At 50.9% G+C, this 20888-nt stretch carries 27 protein-coding genes and 1 tRNA gene; 12 read left to right on the top strand and 16 right to left on the bottom strand.

Annotation, left to right across the window (positions count from 1 at the left end):
• Positions 1–70: 70 nt before the first annotated feature.
• Together yidD and ACP15Y_RS10785 are read right to left on the bottom strand one after the other, a co-directional pair.
• Complete coding sequence (gene yidD / locus ACP15Y_RS10790) at positions 71–379, bottom strand: membrane protein insertion efficiency factor YidD (RefSeq protein WP_424983072.1); 309 nt, start codon at positions 377–379, stop codon at positions 71–73.
• The gene (locus ACP15Y_RS10785; protein ID WP_424983071.1) at positions 376–819 is read right to left on the bottom strand and encodes an iron-sulfur cluster assembly scaffold protein; all 444 of its coding nucleotides are present in this window, start codon (positions 817–819) and stop codon (positions 376–378) included. Before ACP15Y_RS10785 ends, yidD begins: the two co-directional genes overlap by 4 nt.
• A 169-nt stretch (positions 820–988) precedes the next feature.
• Between ACP15Y_RS10785 and folE the strand changes: the two genes are divergently transcribed.
• Together folE and hisI are read left to right on the top strand one after the other, a co-directional pair.
• The gene (gene folE / locus ACP15Y_RS10780; protein ID WP_424983070.1) at positions 989–1615 is read left to right on the top strand and encodes a GTP cyclohydrolase I FolE; all 627 of its coding nucleotides are present in this window, start codon (positions 989–991) and stop codon (positions 1613–1615) included.
• 47 nt (positions 1616–1662) lie between these two features.
• A complete protein-coding gene (gene hisI, locus ACP15Y_RS10775; protein WP_424983069.1) occupies positions 1663–2115 on the top strand; it encodes a phosphoribosyl-AMP cyclohydrolase in 453 nt (150 codons plus the stop codon).
• On the opposite strand, the gene ACP15Y_RS10770 is transcribed toward hisI, so the two are convergent.
• Positions 2112–2852 (bottom strand): rhomboid family intramembrane serine protease, encoded by a 741-nt coding sequence (locus ACP15Y_RS10770; RefSeq protein ID WP_424983068.1) that lies wholly within the window; start codon positions 2850–2852, stop codon positions 2112–2114. The genes hisI and ACP15Y_RS10770 overlap by 4 nt on opposite strands.
• Positions 2853–3054: 202 nt before the next feature.
• Here ACP15Y_RS10770 and ACP15Y_RS10765 point away from each other — a divergent pair, with 202 nt between their 5' ends.
• From ACP15Y_RS10765 to ACP15Y_RS10755, 3 genes are all read left to right on the top strand, one after another.
• A complete protein-coding gene (locus tag ACP15Y_RS10765; RefSeq protein WP_424983067.1) occupies positions 3055–3711 on the top strand; it encodes a PAS domain-containing protein in 657 nt (218 codons plus the stop codon).
• Between the two features lie 92 nt (positions 3712–3803).
• A complete protein-coding gene (locus ACP15Y_RS10760) occupies positions 3804–4430 on the top strand; it encodes a PilZ domain-containing protein (protein ID WP_424983095.1) in 627 nt (208 codons plus the stop codon).
• A gap of 174 nt (positions 4431–4604) precedes the next feature.
• Positions 4605–5222, top strand: coding sequence for a transglutaminase-like cysteine peptidase (locus ACP15Y_RS10755; protein WP_424983066.1), 618 nt, complete (start codon positions 4605–4607; stop codon positions 5220–5222).
• 80 nt (positions 5223–5302) lie between these two features.
• Here the strand turns inward: ACP15Y_RS10755 and ACP15Y_RS10750 are convergent, their stop codons facing one another.
• Together ACP15Y_RS10750 and ACP15Y_RS10745 are read right to left on the bottom strand one after the other, a co-directional pair.
• A complete protein-coding gene (locus ACP15Y_RS10750; RefSeq protein ID WP_424983065.1) occupies positions 5303–5827 on the bottom strand; it encodes a gamma carbonic anhydrase family protein in 525 nt (174 codons plus the stop codon).
• A gap of 4 nt (positions 5828–5831) precedes the next feature.
• A complete protein-coding gene (locus ACP15Y_RS10745) occupies positions 5832–6155 on the bottom strand; it encodes a DUF6949 family protein (RefSeq protein WP_424983064.1) in 324 nt (107 codons plus the stop codon).
• 159 nt (positions 6156–6314) lie between these two features.
• On the opposite strand from ACP15Y_RS10745, the gene ACP15Y_RS10740 reads away from it, so the two are divergent.
• Positions 6315–6935 carry a hypothetical protein gene (locus tag ACP15Y_RS10740; protein WP_424983063.1) on the top strand — a complete coding sequence of 207 codons (621 nt, stop codon included), beginning with the start codon at positions 6315–6317 and terminating at the stop codon, positions 6933–6935.
• Here ACP15Y_RS10740 and ACP15Y_RS10735 read toward each other — a convergent pair.
• The 4 genes from ACP15Y_RS10735 to ACP15Y_RS10720 all read right to left on the bottom strand — a co-directional run bounded on the left by ACP15Y_RS10735 (position 6932) and on the right by ACP15Y_RS10720 (position 9215).
• Positions 6932–7153 (bottom strand): DUF3126 family protein, encoded by a 222-nt coding sequence (locus tag ACP15Y_RS10735; protein ID WP_424983062.1) that lies wholly within the window; start codon positions 7151–7153, stop codon positions 6932–6934. The two genes, ACP15Y_RS10740 and ACP15Y_RS10735, sit on opposite strands and share 4 nt — an antisense overlap.
• Positions 7154–7234: 81 nt before the next feature.
• Complete coding sequence (locus ACP15Y_RS10730) at positions 7235–7573, bottom strand: hypothetical protein (protein ID WP_424983061.1); 339 nt, start codon at positions 7571–7573, stop codon at positions 7235–7237.
• Positions 7574–7597: 24 nt separating this feature from the next.
• Entirely contained in the window at positions 7598–8425 is an 828-nt protein-coding gene (gene cysE / locus ACP15Y_RS10725; RefSeq protein WP_424983094.1) for a serine O-acetyltransferase, read from the bottom strand.
• A 28-nt stretch (positions 8426–8453) separates the two neighbouring features.
• Entirely contained in the window at positions 8454–9215 is a 762-nt protein-coding gene (locus ACP15Y_RS10720; RefSeq protein ID WP_424983060.1) for an alpha/beta fold hydrolase, read from the bottom strand.
• A 137-nt stretch (positions 9216–9352) separates the two neighbouring features.
• Here ACP15Y_RS10720 and ACP15Y_RS10715 point away from each other — a divergent pair, with 137 nt between their 5' ends.
• Positions 9353–9598, top strand: coding sequence for a zinc-finger domain-containing protein (locus ACP15Y_RS10715; protein WP_424983059.1), 246 nt, complete (start codon positions 9353–9355; stop codon positions 9596–9598).
• A gap of 25 nt (positions 9599–9623) precedes the next feature.
• A complete protein-coding gene (locus ACP15Y_RS10710) occupies positions 9624–10826 on the top strand; it encodes an FAD-dependent monooxygenase (RefSeq protein ID WP_424983058.1) in 1203 nt (400 codons plus the stop codon).
• Here ACP15Y_RS10710 and ACP15Y_RS10705 read toward each other — a convergent pair.
• Positions 10821–11684, bottom strand: coding sequence for a pirin family protein (locus ACP15Y_RS10705; RefSeq protein WP_424983057.1), 864 nt, complete (start codon positions 11682–11684; stop codon positions 10821–10823). The genes ACP15Y_RS10710 and ACP15Y_RS10705 overlap by 6 nt on opposite strands.
• A gap of 190 nt (positions 11685–11874) precedes the next feature.
• Here ACP15Y_RS10705 and ACP15Y_RS10700 point away from each other — a divergent pair, with 190 nt between their 5' ends.
• Complete coding sequence (locus tag ACP15Y_RS10700) at positions 11875–13155, top strand: TCR/Tet family MFS transporter (RefSeq protein ID WP_424983056.1); 1281 nt, start codon at positions 11875–11877, stop codon at positions 13153–13155.
• A 2-nt stretch (positions 13156–13157) separates the two neighbouring features.
• Here the strand turns inward: ACP15Y_RS10700 and ACP15Y_RS10695 are convergent, their stop codons facing one another.
• Positions 13158–14093, bottom strand: coding sequence for an ornithine cyclodeaminase family protein (locus ACP15Y_RS10695; protein ID WP_424983055.1), 936 nt, complete (start codon positions 14091–14093; stop codon positions 13158–13160).
• 143 nt (positions 14094–14236) lie between these two features.
• On the opposite strand from ACP15Y_RS10695, the gene ACP15Y_RS10690 reads away from it, so the two are divergent.
• Positions 14237–15559: a UDP-glucose dehydrogenase family protein gene (locus ACP15Y_RS10690; RefSeq protein ID WP_424983054.1), complete on the top strand. Its 1323-nt coding sequence runs from the start codon at positions 14237–14239 to the stop codon at positions 15557–15559.
• On the opposite strand, the gene ACP15Y_RS10685 is transcribed toward ACP15Y_RS10690, so the two are convergent.
• Positions 15556–16992 carry a mannose-1-phosphate guanylyltransferase/mannose-6-phosphate isomerase gene (locus ACP15Y_RS10685; RefSeq protein ID WP_424983053.1) on the bottom strand — a complete coding sequence of 479 codons (1437 nt, stop codon included), beginning with the start codon at positions 16990–16992 and terminating at the stop codon, positions 15556–15558. The genes ACP15Y_RS10690 and ACP15Y_RS10685 overlap by 4 nt on opposite strands.
• Positions 16993–17165: 173 nt before the next feature.
• Here ACP15Y_RS10685 and ACP15Y_RS10680 point away from each other — a divergent pair.
• A tRNA-Leu gene (locus ACP15Y_RS10680) sits at positions 17166–17252 on the top strand.
• A 40-nt stretch (positions 17253–17292) separates the two neighbouring features.
• On the opposite strand, the gene ACP15Y_RS10675 is transcribed toward ACP15Y_RS10680, so the two are convergent.
• The 4 genes from ACP15Y_RS10675 to ACP15Y_RS10660 are packed head-to-tail and all read right to left on the bottom strand — an operon-like array spanning position 17293 to position 20082.
• Positions 17293–18369 carry a hypothetical protein gene (locus ACP15Y_RS10675; RefSeq protein WP_424983052.1) on the bottom strand — a complete coding sequence of 359 codons (1077 nt, stop codon included), beginning with the start codon at positions 18367–18369 and terminating at the stop codon, positions 17293–17295.
• Positions 18356–18784, bottom strand: a complete 429-nt coding sequence (locus tag ACP15Y_RS10670) for a DUF2721 domain-containing protein (RefSeq protein WP_424983051.1) — start codon at positions 18782–18784, stop codon at positions 18356–18358. Before ACP15Y_RS10670 ends, ACP15Y_RS10675 begins: the two co-directional genes overlap by 14 nt.
• A 30-nt stretch (positions 18785–18814) precedes the next feature.
• Entirely contained in the window at positions 18815–19312 is a 498-nt protein-coding gene (gene gpt, locus ACP15Y_RS10665; RefSeq protein ID WP_424983050.1) for a xanthine phosphoribosyltransferase, read from the bottom strand.
• Complete coding sequence (locus tag ACP15Y_RS10660) at positions 19309–20082, bottom strand: competence/damage-inducible protein A (protein ID WP_424983048.1); 774 nt, start codon at positions 20080–20082, stop codon at positions 19309–19311. Before ACP15Y_RS10660 ends, gpt begins: the two co-directional genes overlap by 4 nt.
• Before the next feature lie 63 nt (positions 20083–20145).
• On the opposite strand from ACP15Y_RS10660, the gene sfsA reads away from it, so the two are divergent.
• Complete coding sequence (sfsA, locus tag ACP15Y_RS10655) at positions 20146–20856, top strand: DNA/RNA nuclease SfsA (protein ID WP_424983047.1); 711 nt, start codon at positions 20146–20148, stop codon at positions 20854–20856.
• Positions 20857–20888: the final 32 nt, after the last annotated feature.

Genomic DNA, 20888 nt, shown 5'->3' with positions numbered 1-20888 from the left:
ATCTCGTCAATTGCCACGCGCACTATTGCGTCGTGGTCCGTCAAAGAGGTTGCTTTAGCATGTTTTGAAATTATTTCCAGCGCCCAAACCGCCAAGGGGCATACCATTTTGCCTTTTTTGGCAAAGTTTCTGGCACTGGATCAAAACCTTTGGTCCCCCCGGGGCGACATCGGTAGATCCGCGCTGCCCCCATCCAGCCCCCGGGCCAAAAGCCATATTGCTTGATCGCCAACAGCGTAAATTCGGAGCAAGATGGGGCATGACGGCACGTTCGGCCCATAAAAGCCGACAGCGTGTAGCGATAAAGAGTGATCAACCCGATCGCCAGCCAGCGAAAAGGAAAATCAACAATCCGACCAATCAGCCGCAAAATGCTCATGCGCTTTTCGCTTGCAACTCAATCTGGTCGAGCGCATCACAAATCGCCTCAAAAACCAACATCACAGACGCATGGCGTTGCGGAAAGTCTTTGACTGGCTCCAAATATTTCAAATCTTCGAACCGTCCAGTTGGCGGCGGCCCATCCGCTTTAAGCATGGCTTGCATTTGCGTGCGCACAAGCCGCAACTCATCCGCCGTTGCGCCCACAATATTGTGCGCCACAATGGAGGCAGATGTCTGCCCCAACGCGCATGTCGCCACTTCATGGCCATAGGCAGCGACAGTTCCATCTTCCATCTTCAAATCAATCTCGATGGTAGAGCCGCAAACCCGCGAATGTCGGCGAGCGCTGGCATCTGGTGCATCCAAACGCGGCAAATCAGGCAAATTGCCTGCATATTCGAGAATCATTTGATTGTAGATATCGCCAAACGACATTGTGAACTCATCTGGTACGGGAGAAGACTTGTTTCTTTTTAGATAAGCATCATATAGTGCAGGTCAATCAAAACCAAGCCAGTGCCCGGAATTTCACTTTGGCGTGTGAAATGGCAATCCGTTCAGTCTCTGGCTCCGTATAATAGGTCGACGCCATCAGGAGATGATCATGGATGCGACCGTTAAACCCATAAAAAAAGACATTTCTGAGCCCAAGCCTGTCGCACGTCCTTCGCGCGCGCAGGCAGAAGAAGCCGTGCGCACCTTGCTCGCGTGGGCGGGTGAAGATGTAACCCGCGAAGGCTTGTTGGAAACCCCTAAGCGGGTGGCAAAAGCATATGAAGAATTCTTCGAGGGCTACAATCTTGACGCAGAAGAAGTGCTCAATAAGACCTTCCGCGATGTGGGCGGCTATGACGATATGGTGCTGGTGAAAGACATTCCGTTCTTTTCACACTGCGAACACCATATGGTACCGTTCGTGGGCAAAGCGCACATTGCTTATCTACCAACAGACAGCGTTGTCGGCCTATCCAAACTGGGCCGTGTAACCGATGTGTTTGCTAAGCGTTTTCAAACTCAAGAGAACCTAACCCAGCAAATCATTGATGCGATCAATGACAATCTAAATCCGCGCGGCGCCGCCGTGATGCTGGAAGCAGAACATATGTGCATGTCGCTCCGTGGCGTAAAAAAACATGGCGCGACCACCCTCACCCAACGCTTTACGGGTGTGTTTGCAGAAGAGCCAAAAGAGCAGGATCGCTTTTTCCACCTGCTCGCCCTGCAAAAATAACCACATTCGATATAGAAATCTTCATAGGCGCATTCTATAAAGCGCCTATGAGCAATTTGATCGATCCCAAATCCATTTCAAAGACTGAACTTGAAGCTGGCGAAATTTTCGCCCCGCGCTTTGATGAACATGGCCTTATTCTCGCCGTCGTCACCGATGCGGAGAGTGACGCCATATTGATGGCAGCCTATATGAATGAGGAAGCTCTTCGCCTCACCTTCGACACAGGTTACGTGCACTTTTTTTCTCGCTCTCGCAATAGCTTATGGAAAAAAGGCGAATCATCAGGCGAACTGCTGAACTTCGTTGAAATGCGGGTAGATTGCGATCAGGACATTTTGCAGGTCCGCGCCACCCAGTCAGGTTCAGGCGCCGCATGTCACACAGGCCGTAAAACCTGCTTCTACCGTGCTGTAGAAAAATCAGGTAATGGATTTGCCGTGCAAGATCTTGGCATCAATCCACTTTTCGATCCAAAAGAGCGTTACAGCAAAGGCTAAAACGGCCGCCGCTCCAACCACGCCACAGCGAAGAACCCAGCGATGAAACCCGCAATATGGGCTTCCCAAGCAACATTTGCGCCTTCCATGCCCATAAGCTGCGGAAACAGGCCGAACAATAAATTGACGCCCATCCAAACCACGGTAAAGCCGACAGCACGTTGATCTTTCAACAATTCTGCAGGGGTGGCTAAGCGCCGACCTAAAATGTGCACCTCGCCTGTCTCCTCATCCACTTCCTTCAAAAGCGGCTGATACATGAAGCGCAACGCGCCCCCCATCAAAGCGGACACCGCACCGGATGCACCGATCAAAACGGCGACAGAATTAAAGTGCAGAATCATATAGCCGATCACGCCACCAATAAGGCCCAATCCGAATACGATGGCGAATCCAACGGGCCCATAACGGCGGGCGATGGGTGTGCCGAAAACGGCGAGCCAAAGCATGTTGAAAGTGAGGTGCATCCAATCGGCATGGAGGAACCCATGCGTGAAGGGCGTCCAGAACAAGGCACCCACTCCGCCGGGCATTTCCGGCGCATATTGCAACCGCAACGGTGCAAAGCCAAAAGTTAAGAAAAACCGGTAAAATGACTCATCGGACAGAATCAGGCTGGCGCTGAAATGAAGCAAAACCATAAAAATGATGAGCGCCGTCACGACAGGCGGCAAATTCACAATCGGTGGATTTTGCCCTGAATTCTGCGGCTTTTGCTCATTTTGGGGATTATTCATGTCTACTCCAAATCCTGTAAGGTCCCGTTTATGCCCGCTATTTTCGAATTTTTCCACATCTTGCCCACCGCGTTAACCTTAATAAAGGTTTAAGGGCGATTTTTCCGATCGTTTGAGTCACATTGAGCCCAACTTAAAGATCAAAAAAACGGCGTCGAAATTCCCATCAAATTTTGACGAACCAGTGGGGCGAAACGAGACCATGCAGAAGCTAAGCACGCGCACACTCTATAATTACTGGAACAATCTACGGGGCACCCGCAGCGCGCCTGAGCGTCGCGACGTGGACCCTACTAAGATTCGTCATGCGCTGGCCAATACCTTTATTCTGGAAGCAGACAAGTTGGGCACAAGTTTCAACTTCCGTCTCGCTGGGTCACATATTTGTTCTGCCTATAATCGTGAGCTGAAAACCCGCCCTTTCCTTGATTTGTGGCGCCGCAAAGATCGCGACGCGATTGAAACATTGATCAAAGCTGTGACAGATGATCACGCCGCCGCATTGGTGACCTTCACTGGCACAAGCCAGCACAATCATCCGCTGTCATTCGAGAGCATTCTGCTGCCATTGCGCCACAATGGCGCCACCAACACCCGCATCATCGGGGCGATCACAGCCGTTGAGGAGCCCTATTGGTTCGGCACGCACCCAATCATGGATCAGAAGATCACTGGTTTGCGCCTCATCTGGCCTGACGATCACCCAACAGATCTGTCCGGTCGTGACATGCAGGCAGAGGTTGCTCCAGAAAATGACCTGGTGGACTTGCAGGAGAATTATGGCGGCTCAGTGTCTGTGTTTGGGCGCTCTGCCCGGCGCTACCAGCACTTGGCAGTCATTGACGGCGGCAAGCAATAAAAATTTGAACAATTTCAACTCACTTACACTCGGTTAACCAAAAACCGATATGGTTTGTCCACGATCTTAGTTTTGTGGATAACCTTGTGAGTATGTTGAACGCGACCGCACAGAAATTTGCTGCTCATATGCCCCCCAGTTTTGATGAGTCCCGCTTCCAAAGCGTAAAGGTCTCTCTTTTGGGGCGTTATATGCTGGAAGATCGGCGCGAATTCCCTTGTCAGGTTATCGAAATGTCGCCCGGCGATGCGCATATTATTGCGCCTGCCAGCGGACAAGTCGGCGAAAAGATCATCGCATATCTCGATCATATTGGCCGAATTGAAGGCACAATCATCGAATTGATTGATGGCGGCTTCCATATGGAAGTGAAAGTGTCGCCACGTAAACGCGACAATATTGCGGCCCAACTTACTTGGTTTGCGAACAAAGACATTCTCAACCTGCCAGAAGATCGTCGGCATGATCGGCAAGTGCCCGACATTCGCCATTCGAGCATCATTCTGGACGATGGGCGCAAATATAATTGCAAGATCATCGATATTTCTTTGTCTGGCGCGGCCATCGAAATCGATGTGCGCCCACAAATGGGTACGCCCGTCACCCTTGGTCGCATGCGCGCGCGTGTCGTGCGTCACTTTGATGATGGGATCGCGGTCGAGTTCTCCTCTGTGCAGGAGGTGTTTTCCGTGGTGCAAAGAAACCTGCACACAAACTAGCATACCGCCCCAAGCATCATTAGAACAATAGTCCCGCGGCCCCGCCGATCGGGGCTTTTTCATGCTTAACAAGCGTTGAATCTATTGGTTCAATCTTGATTAAAAGCTGAACATATTTTTTCGCGAGGGCGAAAAGTCTCTTCTTCATTCTGGTCTCTGTCAGGGAGATTTGAAATGAAGAACTTTTACGCCACTGCGCGAAAACTATTTTTGGCTATGAGTGCGTTGCCCGCTCTTTGGGCTGCACCAGCTTTGGCCATCAGCGAAGACCAAGCCTTTGTGTTGGATGTACGCGAAACATCCATCCCCATTGGACACGCACAATTTTGCCAATCTCGCCCAGCTGAGTGTGGTCAGAACTCCAATCTGATCACTTATGAGAACTTGACTCAGGCGAAATGGGATCAATTGCTGCAGGTCAACGCCCATTGGAACGAAACCATCCGCCCGATCAATGATATTGATCTGTACCAAACTGAAGAGTTTTGGACCTATCCCCGCGAATATGGCGACTGTGAAGACTATGTGCTGGCCAAGCGCCGCAGCTTGATTGAGCGCGGCTGGGCCCCAAGCACCCTTTTGATCACTGTTGTGAAGCAAGCCAATGGCGAAGGCCATGCCGTGCTGACCGTTCGCACAGACCGCGGCGACCTGATTTTGGACAACCAAGAAGGCTTGATCAAAATCTGGAGTGAAACCAACTACACCTACGTTAAGCGTCAATCTCAGCAGCATCAGGGCCGCTGGATGGAGCTTGCAGACAATCGTGGGGTTATCCTCGCGTCACGCTAATTCGGCCACCCTTCCAACCCCTGACACTCTCGGCCGAATAGAAGGGTCAGCTTCCCCGAGCTGGCCCTTCGCCTTTTCAATCAGCCTATCTCTCTTAAATCTTTTGCAAAATGCTGCGCCCGTTCAATATAACGCTGCGCCTGATCAATTCGTTCATCCATGGTGCTGGCGTCCAAAGTCTTTTTAATGCGCCCAGGCTGCCCCAACACCACGGAAAATGGCGGCACTTTTGTTCCTTCAGTGACAATCGCCCCAGCACCGACAATGCTACCCTCGCCGATCACCGCACCGTTCATCACAATGGCGCCCATGCCAACAAGCACACCTTTTTCCAATGTGCAGCCATGCACGATTGCTGAATGCCCAACAGTGCAATAGGCCCCAATAATAGCTGGAAAGCCTGGATCGCAATGCACCACTGCATTGTCTTGCACATTGCTGCCTTCACCAATGGAGATATGATCTGCATCGCCACGCAGAACGGCGCCAAACCAAATGCTTGTTTGGTCAGCAGCCGAAACCTTGCCCATCACCGACGCGGTTCGCGCAACAAAGATGGAATGGATATTTGGCTCTTCCGCGCTTAGCTGATAAAGCGGCGCCATGGGCTTAAGCGCCCAAGATGCTCAGGAATACGCTTAGCGCCAGCAAGCCCGTGATAAAGCTCCAGCCAAATGCGATGAAGGCAGATAACAAGACACCACTCATCGACAAAGAGCTTTGGCCTTCATTGCGCCAGCCCAAATGCAACATGATCATCGGCCCGCAAAGAAAGCTCATCAACAAATGACCAAGCGAGCCCAAATATGATGCGCCATCAAAGCGCAACATCGCTTCTTGTTTGAAAATCATTTGATAAAGATAGGTACCAACACCGGCCACGGCCAATCCAACTGCGACGATATAAAGTGCAATAAAGAACTCGATGGACATGGCTTCCCCGTTTGCATTTTAGAAATTTCTTAACACTTTGTTAAACATATTTCCGCCTACATCAAAAGTCACGTCCCAAAACTACGAATGGTTAATGCCGAAAGCTAGAAATTGGCCCGCAAGAAACTAAGAAAAAATACTAAAAAACAAAGTGTTATCATGAACAGCCTGTTCCTGATGGCCTTGTTATCGATTGTTGGGCTGGGGATAATTTATGGATTTGAGGCGTTAAAGCCGGAAAAAATCCAAGTTGATCCAGAATTTGTCGGCAAGAAACGCCAAATAACATTGGGCTTTGGCGAAATTTATGTGCCCGAAAACTGGATGGTCACTGAATTGGACGATGCCCAACATGCGGTAGAGGGATTGCAATTGCTGATTCCGGTCCAACTGGATTCGGAGGTGGCAGAAATCAATGTGGATTTAGTGCAGGCCAGCCGCACAACGCCAAGCGCATTTCTGCTCGACGCGCTCTATATACATCGCTTCTCATCTGACCCGGCAAAGTACCAATATGGACTTGTTGGTCGTCAGCTAAAGGATGGTGATGGATATAAGGATGAAAGTGTCTGGTATGATCCATTACGGCCACAACCCTTTGTTGCCAAGTGCGTAAAGCCATTGGCGGATGAAATTGAAGCACCAAATTGTTTGGAAACAAAGCTGGTCACCAAGCGTGTCGCTGCGGTGATCAAATTTCCGGAGCAAGTTTTGCCCCAGTGGAAGGCGTTTGACGCACAAATGCGCGCCAAACTCAACATCATGACAAAGGCGGATTAACCCGCAACTTCGTCCAAATCGATATCCAAAATTGCCATTTGGAAGTTGAAAGAGCGCTCGCCCTCATCTTCATCCAGATAAAGCACGCCGATAAACTCTTCACCGAGATAAACCTCAGCCGAATCTGTCTTTTTAGGGCGCGCCTTCACCAGCAATTGCGGATTGCCAAATTTTGCCTGCAAATATTTCTGCAGGTTCACCAGTTCTTCTTTTGTCATTATGCACTCCGCATCTTCTAATTCGTTTGATGGGGCAAGATAGTCAGTTTTGCCCAAGCCTCAAGTTGTGGTGAGATATTTTTAGAAACTATCCTCACCTTCCACAAAAATATGGAATTGTTTGCGCCATTCGTCCTTTTGATAGCGCCACAAAGACATATGTGTCGTCAACCGACCATCTGCCTCAGGCACGCGAAAGGCCAAACAATAGCTGTCTTTTTGCCCCTGCTCGCACCACATTAGACGTGCGTCATCTGCAGACAACCGAGCGGAACGCAGCAGCGCGGTGAATTGTTCCCCATCAAGCGCGTTGCCATTTGGAGCAAAGCTCACAAAATCCTCAGCAAAAGCGGTGCCAGCAATTTCGCCATGAGCCAAGACTTTTTGCTCACGCGCCCAGACCATTTCTGCCGCGTTCATTTGATCACCTAAATCCATAATAAATTAGTTGGGCTCGTCGATCAGCATTTGGTCCATGCGCAGCGCTGGCTCAGCGCATCCAGCCTCGCCCACCACTTTGGCTGGCACACCAGCCACGGTCATGCAGGTTGGCACGTCTCGCAACACAACAGAACCAGCAGCCACGCGAGCGCAATTGCCAATCTTGATGTTGCCCAAAATCTTCGCCCCAGCACCAATCATAACGCCAGAACCGATTTTTGGATGCCGGTCACCATCTTCTTTACCCGTCCCACCAAGAGTTACTGCATGGAGAATAGAGACATTGTCGCCAACCACAGCCGTTTCGCCAATCACCAGGCCAGTCGCGTGGTCGACCATGATACCAGCACCAAGCCGCGCGGCAGGGTGAATGTCCACTTGAAATACCTGAGACACGCGACTTTGCAGATATTTCGCAAAATCCTTGCGCCCCGCATTCCACAACTCGTGGAAGAAGCGATAGGTTTGAATGGCTTGAAAACCCTTGAAATAGAGCAAAGGCTCAATCGCGCGATTGGTCGCGGGATCACGTTCCAATGTCGCCGCCAAATCTGTGCGGAAATAGTTCGCCAATTCAGGCTTCGCCTGCAACATATCGTCAAAGGCGCGGCGGATGATCGCTGCCGACATATCCGCATGTTCCAACAGTTCAGACAAACGATAGGCCATCGCCTCTTCTAAACTGTTATGATTCAGCACATTTGAGATCACAAAGTTGGAAAACGCAGGTTCATCAGCCATGATTTGCCGCGCTTCAGCGCACACATCATGCCACACCGGGTCCACAATTCTGGGTTTTTCCTCGCGGTTGACGTTGCCAGCCATAGCCATATCCAATTCGTTCATCAAAACTATTGCTCTATCCTGCGGGATAGACGCGTTTAAAGAAGTCTAGCACACCTTCTTTAAACTGTTTATCCCCAGTCGCGCGCATGTGATCACGCCCTTCAATCACAAGACTTTCACCACGATCCATCAAGGCAGCCAAGGGTTCTGGCCGTCCGCCAACTTCATCCTCGCTACCAACAGCAACCAAAACGGGCACGTCAATTTTGGCAACATCTTGTTCAGAAATCTTTTGCCGAGAACTACCCATACACGCCGCCAAGGCCTTCAAATCACTCTTGGTATGTTCGGCAAAAATGCGAAAGGTCCGCCCCGTGCGATCTGTCACCGCTTCCAAGGTTGGCGCCAACAAGGCATCAACGATTGTAGTTGAATTGCTCATGCCCACAGTCATGCGTTCGCCCAGCCCGCCAAATACCGCACAAGCGATCTTGTCCGGCGCAGTCATTGACACATAGGCTGAAATGCGTGCGCCCATGGAATAACCCATAATCGCGACTTGTTTAACGCCGAGATAGTCAATCAAATTGATCGAGTCTTTAGCCATCTCACTAGAGGGATAAGCGCCAGTATCATAGATTTTTTCTGATTTACCATGGCCGCGATTATCAATGGTCACCACGCGATAGCCCGCTTCAACCAGCGCATCCACCCAACCAGTATCAACCCAGTTCACTTTGCCATTGGAGGCAAACCCGTGCACCAAGAGCACTGTTGGCCCTTCACCATAGATCGAAAAGGCAATTTCATAGCCTTCAGATGTAAAAGTTGGCATCGCGCGTTATTCCCTGTTCAACAAACCAAAACTTTACACTTTCAAGTGGTGTTTGCTCTGGTTTTTTCCATTTGTCTCGGTTAATGTCCGCCACACTTAACCTCTCGCATTCAATTGGGCAATGAGTCGATAAGACAATGGCAAATCAAATCACACCACATTTTCAAAACAGCATGGGCGTCGCTAAAATTGAAATCGGCACCAAAGAGTTTAAGTGCATCGGTGCGCTGCCGCCATATGATCACCCACATGTCTATTTGGACATGGGCGATGAAACTGAAATTGTGTGCCCCTATTGCTCGACCCATTATGTGTATAATGCAGACCTCGACAGCGCTGCCGCGTCCCCTGCTGAAGCAGCCTATAACAAAAAGTCAGCTTAATTCTTAATCAAAGCTGGAGTGCCGAATGGCCAACAGCGACAAGACGATCTCAATTGCCGGGGCTGGCATTGCGGGCCTCACCATGGCTATTGCGCTGGCCAAGTTTGGCTTTCGCGTTGTGGTGGCGGAAAAGCAAAGCACGCCAGGTGAATTTGGTGCAGGATTGCAAATCAGCCCGAACGCGCGACGGGTCATCAACACCCTTGGCCTTGATGAAGATTTTGCGGCCAACAGTTTCGCGCCCGAAGCCGTAGACATCTATCCGCACAAGCACCAAACACCCATTAATTCAGTGAAATTGGGCGAATTTGCCACCAAACGATATGACGGCGTGCCCTACGCCGTGGCGCATCGGGCTGATCTTCTAAACTGCCTTTATCGCGCGGCAAAAAAGTTTGCCAATATCGATATGCATTTTGGGATTGAAGAGATTGACGCCACCCAAACTGCAGATGGCGTTTCAATTCTATTGAAAGACAAATCCGGCGCGCCCTATCCGGTGACAGCCCGCGCCCATATCGGTGCCGACGGCGTGCGCTCACAAACGCGCATTGACCACATCAATGGCAAAAAACCTAATTTCACTGGATATGTGGCTTGGCGCGCCCTCGCGCCCATTGATCACATCGCCAAATTTTTACCAACGGATCACACGTCACTTTTTTGGGGACCAGACTACCACGCCGTCCTCTACCCGCTGCCACACCAGCAAAGCGTCAACATCGCCCTATTTTCAACGCATAGGCACAAATCAATCGCACGCAACCAAGAGCTGAATCTAAATCCGGACAAGCTTTCTATTAAAGAAAACAGCACTTTATCGCCCCTTCTAGATTCACTTTATGATCAGTTCACACCGTGGCCGCTTTTCGGCATTACGTGTGATGATTGGTACAAAGGAAATATCGCATTAATCGGCGATGCAGCTCACGCCATGTTGCCCTTTCAAGCGCAAGGTGCGGCCATGGGTATGGAAGATGCAGGCTTGCTTGCGGTGCTGATGGCCGCTGAGCCAGACAATGCAAAGGCCTTCGCGCAATATCAAAAATTGCGCAAACCCCGCGTCGACAAGGTGCAAAAACAGTCAGCGGAAAATGGGAAAATCTTCCATATGCGCCCGCCAAAGGCGTGGGCGCGGAATTTTGTCGTTGCGCGCCAGTCGCCTGACGCGCAACTTAAAAGACTTGATTGGATCTATAGTCATGACCCATTTGAGGGCATGCTATAAGGCTGGGCCAAACTTACCTGCCGAATAGTCTTGGAATGCGTGATAAATCTCGCTCTTTGTATTCATCACAAAGGGTCCACCCTTCGCAATCGGCTCATCCAGCGCATGGCCTGTGGCCAGCACAAAGCGTCCGCCAGTATCGCTGTGCACTTCCACTGCGTCACCTGCCTTGCTCAATTCAATCAAACTGCCTTCGCCATAAAGCGCTGTGGTCCCATCTGCATCCAAAATGCTGACAGTGCCTTCCACCACCAAAATGAAACCTTGGCGTCCTTCAAGTGGCTCTGCAAACGTGCCGCCGGACAACAATTCCACATCAAGGATAAACGGCCGCGTTTCCCGATCCAGAAAATGCCCCTTTGTGCCTTGGCTGGTTTCGCCCGCAATCACGCGCAGGTTGGTTTTCTCACGTTTCTCCACTTCCAGCTTGGAAATGTCGAGATTGGTATATTCGGGCTGATCCGATTTTTGGGAAGCTGGCAAATTCAACCAGAACTGCAAGCCAGACAAATCGTCATCGCCTTCCACTCGTGGCATTTCTGAGTGGATAATGCCACCAGCGGCTTTCATCCATTGCACACCACCGGGCCCCACTTCTGCCGTGTTGCCGATATTGTCGCGGTGACCCATAAAGCCGCTAAGCATCAAGGTGATGGTTTCAAACCCGCGGTGTGGATGCGGCGGAAAACCGGGAATTGACCCCTTAGGGCTTTCCACTTTAAACCAGTCCAGCATCAAGAAAGGGTTGATCACATCAATATCGGGCGTGCCGATATAGCGATGCACCATAATCCCTTCACCTTCTTGTACATAATGGCCACGACTCGTTTTTGCTGCATGTTTTAAATTGGACGTCATATTCGCCTCCATTTTCTGTACCAGCGAAAATAGGCGCATTTTGATTTACAAAAATAGCGGTAACGGCAAAGGATTGTTCACGTTCTTAAATCTAATAGGGAGATTTCCACCCTCGGGTGGTTCAATATTGACTTGCGTTCCCTATATCCAACATGTCTATTGACGCAAAATACCCGCCTAAAGGAACATCATGACAGCAGCAAAGAATTCAAAGCTGGCGCTGGCCTTCATTCTGATCACTGTTCTCATCGATATTATCGGGCTGGGCATCATCATTCCTGTGCTGCCGCACCTGATCGAAGAGCTGACAGGCGGCACAGTGGCGGAAGCGGCCGTTTATGGCGGCTTTTTGCTGTTTGTTTATGCGTTGATGCAATTTATCTTCTCACCCATTCTCGGCAATCTGAGCGATCGCTTTGGTCGTCGGCCCGTTTTGCTCTTGTCGCTATTGGGTCTAACGCTGGATTATATGTTGATGGGCTTCGCTCCCACTATTATCTGGCTGTTTGTCGGGCGCGTTCTATCTGGCATTATGGGCGCTGCCGTCTCCACCGCCACCGCCTATATTGCTGACATTTCCACCCGCGAGAAACGCGCACAGAATTTCGGCCTGATCGGCGCTGCCTTTGGCGCTGGCTTTATCATTGGCCCTGTGGTGGGCGGTCAGCTGGGCGAATTTGGTCCCCGCGTACCCTTCTTCGCGGCAGCGGGACTCGCCTTTGTCAATTTGATCTTTGGCTATTTCGTCTTGCCGGAAAGCTTGACAATGCGCAAACGGCGCCGCTTTGAGATCAAGCGCGCCAATCCGCTGGGCACGCTCATGTCCTTGCGCAAATTCCCGTTTGTACTGTCCTTTATCGCTGTACTGTTTTTCTTCTCGCTGGCCGCCCAAACCTATCCCAGCATCTGGAACTTCTTCACCATCGAACGGTTTGACTGGTCGCCATCGCAAGTGGGCTATTCCTTGGGTGCATTTGGCATCATGTTTGCCATTGTGCAGGCCATCATCATCCGCCCCTCCATGAAATGGTTTGGCGAAGTCAAAACCGTCATGATCGGCATGAGCTTTGCAGTTTTTGCCTTCTTCGGCATGGCTTTTATCGACACGCCATTGGGGCTTTACACATTCCTTGCCATGGGCGCCATGGGCGGCTTGGTCGTGCCTGGCCTTACCGGGCTTATGGCCAACCGTGTGGATGATAACGCGCAAGGTGAGCTGCAAGGTGGCATCAACGCGGTCAACTCGATCACCTCGATCATTGGCCCCTTGGCGGCTACACAACTCTTTTCGTTTTTCACCACCTCGCCCAAGGCTTTCACCTATTTCCCAGGTGTGCCATTCTTCGCCGCTGGTATAGCGGTAACGCTGGGCGCAGCGTGGTTTGTGGTGACATCAGTTCGCGCAGGATTGTTGCTGCGGCGCAAAGCCCATTATGGACAATCCGCCGCCACAAACGAACCCGACGAATAACCTTATTTCCCAGCCCAAATGTCGTAAATGGCGTTGGCCACCATCAAATCGAGATGGGCACCGCCGCCATTTTTGAATAGCGTGATATCATCATCACCTGCACGTAAAGTGCAATCGGGCTGCACCATGTCATAATAGTCCGCCAGCACATCTGCTGCGCTGATCACCCCACGCGCGATGGGATCTTTCAACTCACCAATATGATCGATGGTTGTCTCACGACTATCGACAAACAGTTTCGCTTTTTGCATTAACGCATCGTCTGCTTCGCGCATCCCATCCTTGAAAGCACCGATCAAATCGAAATGCGTGCCCGGCTTGGCCCACTCGCCCTTGATAAAGGGCTCCCGCGCCATTGTCGCGCTGGTCACAATATCAGCCTCGCCAACCGCAACCGCCAAATCTTCCACCGCTTCACACTGCTTTTTCTCAGCCAGTTCCTGCGCATTCGCATAGGTCCGGCTCCAAATTTGGATGCGCTCAAGGTCGGGGAAAATCTCGCGATACGCATCAACAAGTGATTCCGCCACCACGCCAGAGCCAACCACCAGCAAGTTGCGCGATGTCTTACGTGCCAACAAGCGTGCACCCAACACAGAATCAGTCGCCGTTTTCCATTTGGTCACCAGCGCCCCGTCAATCAGCGCTTTGATCTGCCCCGCATCGTCATCAAACAAAATCACCACACCATGGATGGTTGGGATTGCAGGTTCGCGCTGTGCATTTTTTGGATAAACCGTCACCGCTTTCATCGCCAAGCCAAGATCATCAATCCAGGCTGCACGGTTCAGCATGGTGGAATTGTCTTCCACGCGATTCAAAAACAAATCGCCCAATCGCGCTTTGCTGCGCTTGTGCCCATCAAAAATTGCATCCGCAATGCTGGTCCAGCGCAACTGATCTTCAACTTCATTCCGGTCGATAAATGGAATTGACATATTGATCCCCTTTTTTCCCCATAGTGCAAAATTGCTGCTGCAAATTCAAAGCGGATGCGTCGATTTTCGACCATTTGCACGATAATGTCGTAGAAATTACATAAAGAAGAGGCTAAGTCCGAGCCAATGAATGGAGTAAATCTATGAAAATCGCAGTTATTGGCGTGGGTTATGTGGGCTTGGTGTCTGGTGTGTGCTTGGCCGAAATAGGTCACGAGGTGACCTGTGTTGATTTGGACGCGCAAAAGATCAACAAGCTTAACCAAAATATCGTACCGATCTTTGAACCGGGCCTAAGCGACATGGTCGCCACCAACCGCGAAACAAGCCGACTGCACTTCACCACAGACTTGGAAGACGCGCTGAAAGACGCTGAAGCTGCGTTTATTGCAGTAGGCACTCCATCACGCGAAAGCGATGGCCATGCCGACTTGAGCTATATCTACGCCGCTGCAAAAAGCATCGCCGAAAAAGCCGCGAAGCCTCTTGTGATCATCAACAAGTCTACTGTCCCCGTTGGCACTGGCGATGAGGTTGAGGAGATCGTAAAATCTGCTCGACCGGACCTGCAGTTCGATATTGTGTCTAACCCCGAATTTCTGCGCGAGGGCGCGGCCATCAAGGACTTTATGGCCCCCGATCGAATCGTGGTCGGCGTGGAAAGCGAACATGCGCAAAAGGTACTAGCCGAGATTTACGCGCCATTTGCGCAAAAGAACTATCCCATTCTTTATGTGAACCGCCGTACCAGCGAACTCTCCAAATATGCCGCCAACTCCTTTTTGGCGCTCAAGCTGGCGTACATCAATGAAGTGGCTGAACTGTGCGAAGTGGTGGGTGCGGATATCAAAGGCGTATCCAAAGGCATTGGCCTTGATCCGCGTATAGGTGAAAAGTTCCTCAATGCGGGTCCCGGCTATGGTGGCTCCTGCTTCCCAAAGGACACGCTGGCCCTTGTGCGCACCGCGCAAGATCATGAGCGCCCGCTGCGCCTCATCGAGATGATCGTGTCGATCAACGAATATCGCAAACGCGCCATGTCCCGCAAAATCGCGCACATGTGCGAAAATGGAGTCAAAGGCAAGAAGATCGCCATTTTGGGCCTCACCTTTAAACCCAACACCGACGATATGCGCGAAGCCCCCTCCATTTCCATCATTCAAGGCCTGCAAGATATGGGTGCCGAGATTTGTGCCTATGATCCCGAAGGCATGGAAAATGCAAAGCATATCCTTAAAGACGTGACCTATTGCGACAGCGCCCTCGCCTGCATTGACCAAGCAGATGCGATGGTGATTGTGACGGAATGGGATGAGTTCCGCGATCTGCCTTTTGCCGAGATTAAAAAGAAAATGCGCAAACCCGTTCTCGTGGATCTGCGCAATCTTTATGATGGTCAAACCCTCAAGGCTGAGGGCTTTGATTATCAATGTGTCGGTCGGCCGCTCGAAACAGTGATGTCTTAGGACCGTCCAAACTCATCTTCGAGGCGGATAATATCATCCTCACCGAAATAGGAGCCGGTTTGAACCTCAATCAGCTCAAGCATGATCTTGCCCGGATTGGCCAAACGGTGCACTTCGCCTTGTGGAATGTAGACTGACTGGTTTTCGCCCAACATCTGCACCTTATCGCCGACAGTCACTTCTGCGGTGCCCGTTACCACAACCCAGTGCTCTGCTCGGTGGTGGTGTTTCTGTAAGCTCAATTGCTTGCCCGGCTTCACAAACAAACGCTTCACCTGAAAACGCTCGCCCATGACGAGGGAAGAATAGCCGCCCCACGGGCGATAGCTGGTTTTGTGGGTTTCCGTCAGCGCTTGGGTCTCTTCATGCCCTTTAAGGTGCTTCACAATATCCCCCACACGCTGCGCTTCGTTCAGATTGCCCACAAAAACGGCATCTTCACTCACCACAACGGCTACATTTTCCAGCCCATGCACGGCCACATGCCCTGCATCAGAATAAACAAGGCTGTTTTTGGTGTCAGACAAGGTCACCTCACCGCGCGCAACATTGCCGCCCGCATCGCCTTCGCCCACCTTCCACACAGCATCCCAGCTGCCAAGGTCAGACCAAGAAAACGCGCTCGGCACAACAACGGCACGATCCGTCTTCTCAAAAATCGCATAATCGACTGAAATGTCAGGCGCTTGCTCGAAGCTCTCTTTATCAAGCCGAACAAAATCCAGATCACTTGCCGCCTTGGAAACTGCATCGCTCACCGCCGCATGGGTCTCTTGTGCCAACTGCTCACATTCCGCAACAAACCCATCCCGCGGCATCATAAAGGTGCCGGAGTTCCAATAGTAACCGCCAGCGTCCAACATCTCCTGCGCTCGCTCAAGCTGCGGCTTCTCCACAAACTCAGCAACCTTATGCCCGCCATTGGCCAAGCCTTCGCCCTGCTTGATATAGCCATAGCCCGTCGCAGGCTCGGTTGGCGTTATGCCAAAAGTCACCAGCGCACCATCCTGCGCACAGTTTGCGGCCAACTTCACCGCGTCTTGATAGCCTGCATCGGCTTTCACCTTATGATCAGATGCCAGCACATAGATCAGCTGATCTTCTTCATCTTGCTGCTTCAAATAAAGCGCAGCGGCCAAAATGGCGGCCGTGGTGTTCCGTGCCGCTGGCTCCAGCAAAATTGCACCAAGCTCAATGCCCATTTCCTGCGCCTGCTCCGCCACCAAAAACCGATATTCGTCATTGGTCACAATAATCGGCGCCGCAAACCGATCAGAATCAGCCACCCGCTGCAATGTCTCTTGGAACAGACTGTCCTGCCCCGCCAGCGCCAAAAATTGCTTGGGCCGAGACGACCGCGAAATCGGCCATAACCGCGTGCCGCGCCCACCAGCCATAATCACTGGAACAATTTTTGAAAGCTGATCAACCATAAGGATTTCCCGTTGGTAGGGGTAAACATTGTCGAATAAAGTCAAGACACTATACGGAAGCAACATGACGATCAATCGCCACGCCAGCCCATTTCCCCAATGGCGGCGATTCCCATTTGCAATGTGATTTTTTTTCGACTATGAAAATGCCACTCTCGGGGTCACCCGACGCTGCGGACGTGGTGAAATTGGTAAACACAAGGGACTTAAAATCCCTCGCCCTAACCGGCTTACGGGTTCAAGTCCCGTCGTCCGCACCAAAACTTCTCCCCCCTTCCCCGAATGAGATTCCCCCCCCAATCAAAGCCCCGCCCAATAGGCGTAAAAAGTCGACTCAACGATTTTTCCAGTTTTACGCCGTCTATTCTCGTTTAGAGAGGTGTGGCGACCATTCAAAAAATAGGAATTTTTGACTTCAGGCAGGAGTTCATTTGAAAAGCTATAAAGGCAATCCTCAAGCCGAAAAGCAGCAAAATAATCGCGCAACTTGTCCTGCCACGCGCGGATGTTCGGATGGTCAAATGCTGCGAAAAGCGGCATTCTGAAAACTATCCCTTTTTTGAAATAGTCAACAGACAATGCCCCATTGAATAAAGGCATATGGGCACTCCATCCCATGAAATGGAACTTGTTCTGCCCATATTTCACGAGCCCATAGCCATAGTCGAAATCCTGATATTTGGGGTCCGCGATGTAGTCGACGATTACATTTATCTTCGCCTGATATGCTTTCGGCAGTTTGCGGAACATGTGCGCGAAAACAAAAATGTCATGAACCAGCGGCAGGTCTAACGACCCATTTTCATAAAGAGCCGGGTTAACAAGCCGCTTCGAACGATAGGACTTGGGTATGGAAAAGACTTCTGGCTCCACATAAACATCGAATTTGAGCGGCGAAGTGGCGACAAAATCATGAAGCGTATCGATCCGGTCCAACACTATTTGACGGACGATTTCATCTTCATCTCCGCCGATTAAAAGATATCCGGCCACAATGTAGCGCGCCAAAGCGCCATAAACTTCAGTGTTCCCACAATCGCGAACAAAATCGAGATAGCGCATCCGCAATTCCAGTGAGAGAATATCCTTGCTTTTCACGCCGAATGACAGAAGTTTGCCAAAACAATTCTCAAAGCACGCATCACTGCTGCCGAGGATGGTTGCCATCTCCACAATGTCCGGAAATTTGCTCTTCCAATAGGAGATTTCTGGCAGCGCGAGAAGGTTCGCATAGTTTTCTTCAAACGCCGCGCTGGTCTCGTCGCCCTCAAGTTTGAACAGCAAATTTCGGATGGTGACACCACAATTGCTTTTCAAGTACGCAAGCTGCTGCTCGCGCTCTAGTGCATTGTGAATGTGGGTGTCACTTGGTGCCAACTCGCTTTACAGCCTTTAACTTGATCAATGCCCGCTCCCGCGCGACAGTTAGCTGCATCAAAAACAGCACAAGCGCGACAGTCAAGAGCGCCATCGCGGCGATAAAGCTAAAGGAGATATAGGCCGTAAGGTCTGGCTCCACATGGTCGCCAAGGAAAATCAGAATAACCACGATGCAAACCAATATCGCGGTCATCACGCATAGGCGGCTCGACCACATAATATAATGAATGCGGCGCACATCGCGGGCGCAACCGGCATCCCAATCTTCATCAGACTTGAGTTGGTCAACCGCACGCGAAAGGTGGGTGCCTAGCACGTTCAGCAAGCCACCAATAGCAGCCAACAAAAAGACAGGCGCGAAAGAAAGTTGAATTTCTTCCGCGATTGACGACGTCGAAACAAGCGTTTCCATAGATAAAGCTGTGTCCACTCAGAAAATTGATTAGTCGCCCACACCATCGCGGATTGGCGGCGCGTAAGACACATCCATATCCCAGGGGAAGTAAATCCAAGTGTCCTGGGAAACTTCGGTGACAAAGCTATTCACCAAATCCCGCGCCAAAGGCTTGGCATAAACGGTGGAAAAATGCGCATTTGGCAACATGGCCTGCACAGCGCGACCAGTTTTGCCTGTGTCCACCAAATCATCAATGATCAACACGCGACCAGTTTTATCGAGATCAACGATTTCCTGACAGATCGGTTTCACAACTTCCAATTCGCCCTGATCTTTATAATCATATGATTTAACGGACACGCTTTCGATCACCCGAATGCCCAGCTCACGCGCGATAATCGCAGCAGGCACAAGGCCGCCACGGGTGATGCAAACGATGGCGTCAAACGGCTCTTCATTCATCAAGCGCCAAGCCAAAGCGCGGCTGTCGCGGTGAAATTGATCCCAAGAAACCGGAAATGATTTATTCTGCGGTTCGGTCATATTGTGGGTCCCTGTCCCTTTTTTGCTTTCTCAAACAGATCGTCCACAATCGCCTGAGCCTCGTGGCGCACCTGCTCCAATATTTTTTCATCGCTAGAGCGCATAACAATCTGGGTCATATAGTCTTTAGACCCCAATTGCGGATAAGAGCCAATTTTTACCGTTTGGTATGAAGATTGCAATGCTGCAAGCGGTGCAGAAAGCACACCTTCCCCAACTTGTGAGTTCACAAACACGGAATATTGCGGCACGCCGGTCTTCAATGTTGGCGCAATGCTCTCCAACATGGCCTGCAAAATCTTCGGCACCCCAGCCATCACAAACACATTCTCGATCTGAATGCCCGGCGCACCCGAAACCAGATTGTCGATCAACTCACCGCCTTCAGGTATCCGCGCCATACGCAAACGCCCTTCGGTCATTTCATAATCTACAAACCGCGCCTGCATCGCATCAATCGCACGCTGGTCGACGTTCAACTCAACACTAAACGCCTTGGCCACCGCATCGGCAGTAATGTCATCATGGGTTGGCCCAATGCCGCCACTGGTGAACACATAATCATATTTGGACCGCAGCGCATTAATGGCCGCAACGATCTCGTCAATCTCGTCCGCCACAATGCGGGCCTCGCTAAGATCGATGCTTAGATCGGCACAAAAATCTGCCACCGTGCCAATATTTTTATCCTTGGTGCGGCCAGAAAGAATTTCATCGCCCACCACAAGCATGGCGGCGGTTACAGCTTTGGGTTGGTCTTGTTTTGTCATCATGTCTTTGAAATAAAGGATCGAACTTGAATTGCAACTTATTTCAACGTTTGGACCACTCAATTGGATTTCCCTTCCCCGCTGCTGCACGGCACGCTGATCAAACGCTACAAACGGTTCTTGGCCGATATTCGCTTGGATGATGGCGAGATCATCACAGCCCACTGCGCCAATCCCGGTGCCATGTTGGGGTTGAAAGAGCCGGGCCTGCCTGTCTGGCTGTCTAAATCCGACAATCCAAAACGCAAGCTGCAATATTCGTGGGAACTCACCGAGGTGAACGGCCATCTGGTGGGCATAAACACGGCACTACCGAACCGCATCGTGGCCGAAGCTCTGCTCAACAAACAGATCAAAGAGCTTGCCGCCTACAACAACATTCGACCCGAGGTTAAATATGGCGAAAAATCCCGCATCGATTTTCTGCTCACAGCCGACGGCCTGCCCGATTGTTATGTGGAAGTGAAAAATGTGCACTTGCTGCGCGAGGGTTCTCTTGCAGAATTTCCAGACAGCAAAACCGCGCGCGGCGTTAAACATCTGGGCGAACTTAGCAATATGGTCGCCGCGGGCCACCGCGCAATAAATCTTTATTTGGTCCAGCGCACTGATTGCACCCAGTTCAGTTTCGCAGCTGATTTAGATCCGGCCTACGCCCAAGCGGCTGAAAATGCCTTGAATGCGGGCGTTGAATTTCTATGTTATGATTGCACGATCGATCAGAACCAAATATGCCTCCACCGACCTCTTCCAATTTTACCTGTGAAGCGGTAGGTTCAGCGCAAATACGAGAATTAAAAAGAGCA

Source organism: Maritalea sp. S77 (assembly GCF_049801075.1).
Taxonomy (GTDB): domain Bacteria; phylum Pseudomonadota; class Alphaproteobacteria; order Rhizobiales; family Devosiaceae; genus Maritalea.
The sequence above is the reverse complement of the archived record's forward strand: the minus strand, read 5'-3'. Positions and strand labels throughout refer to the sequence as shown.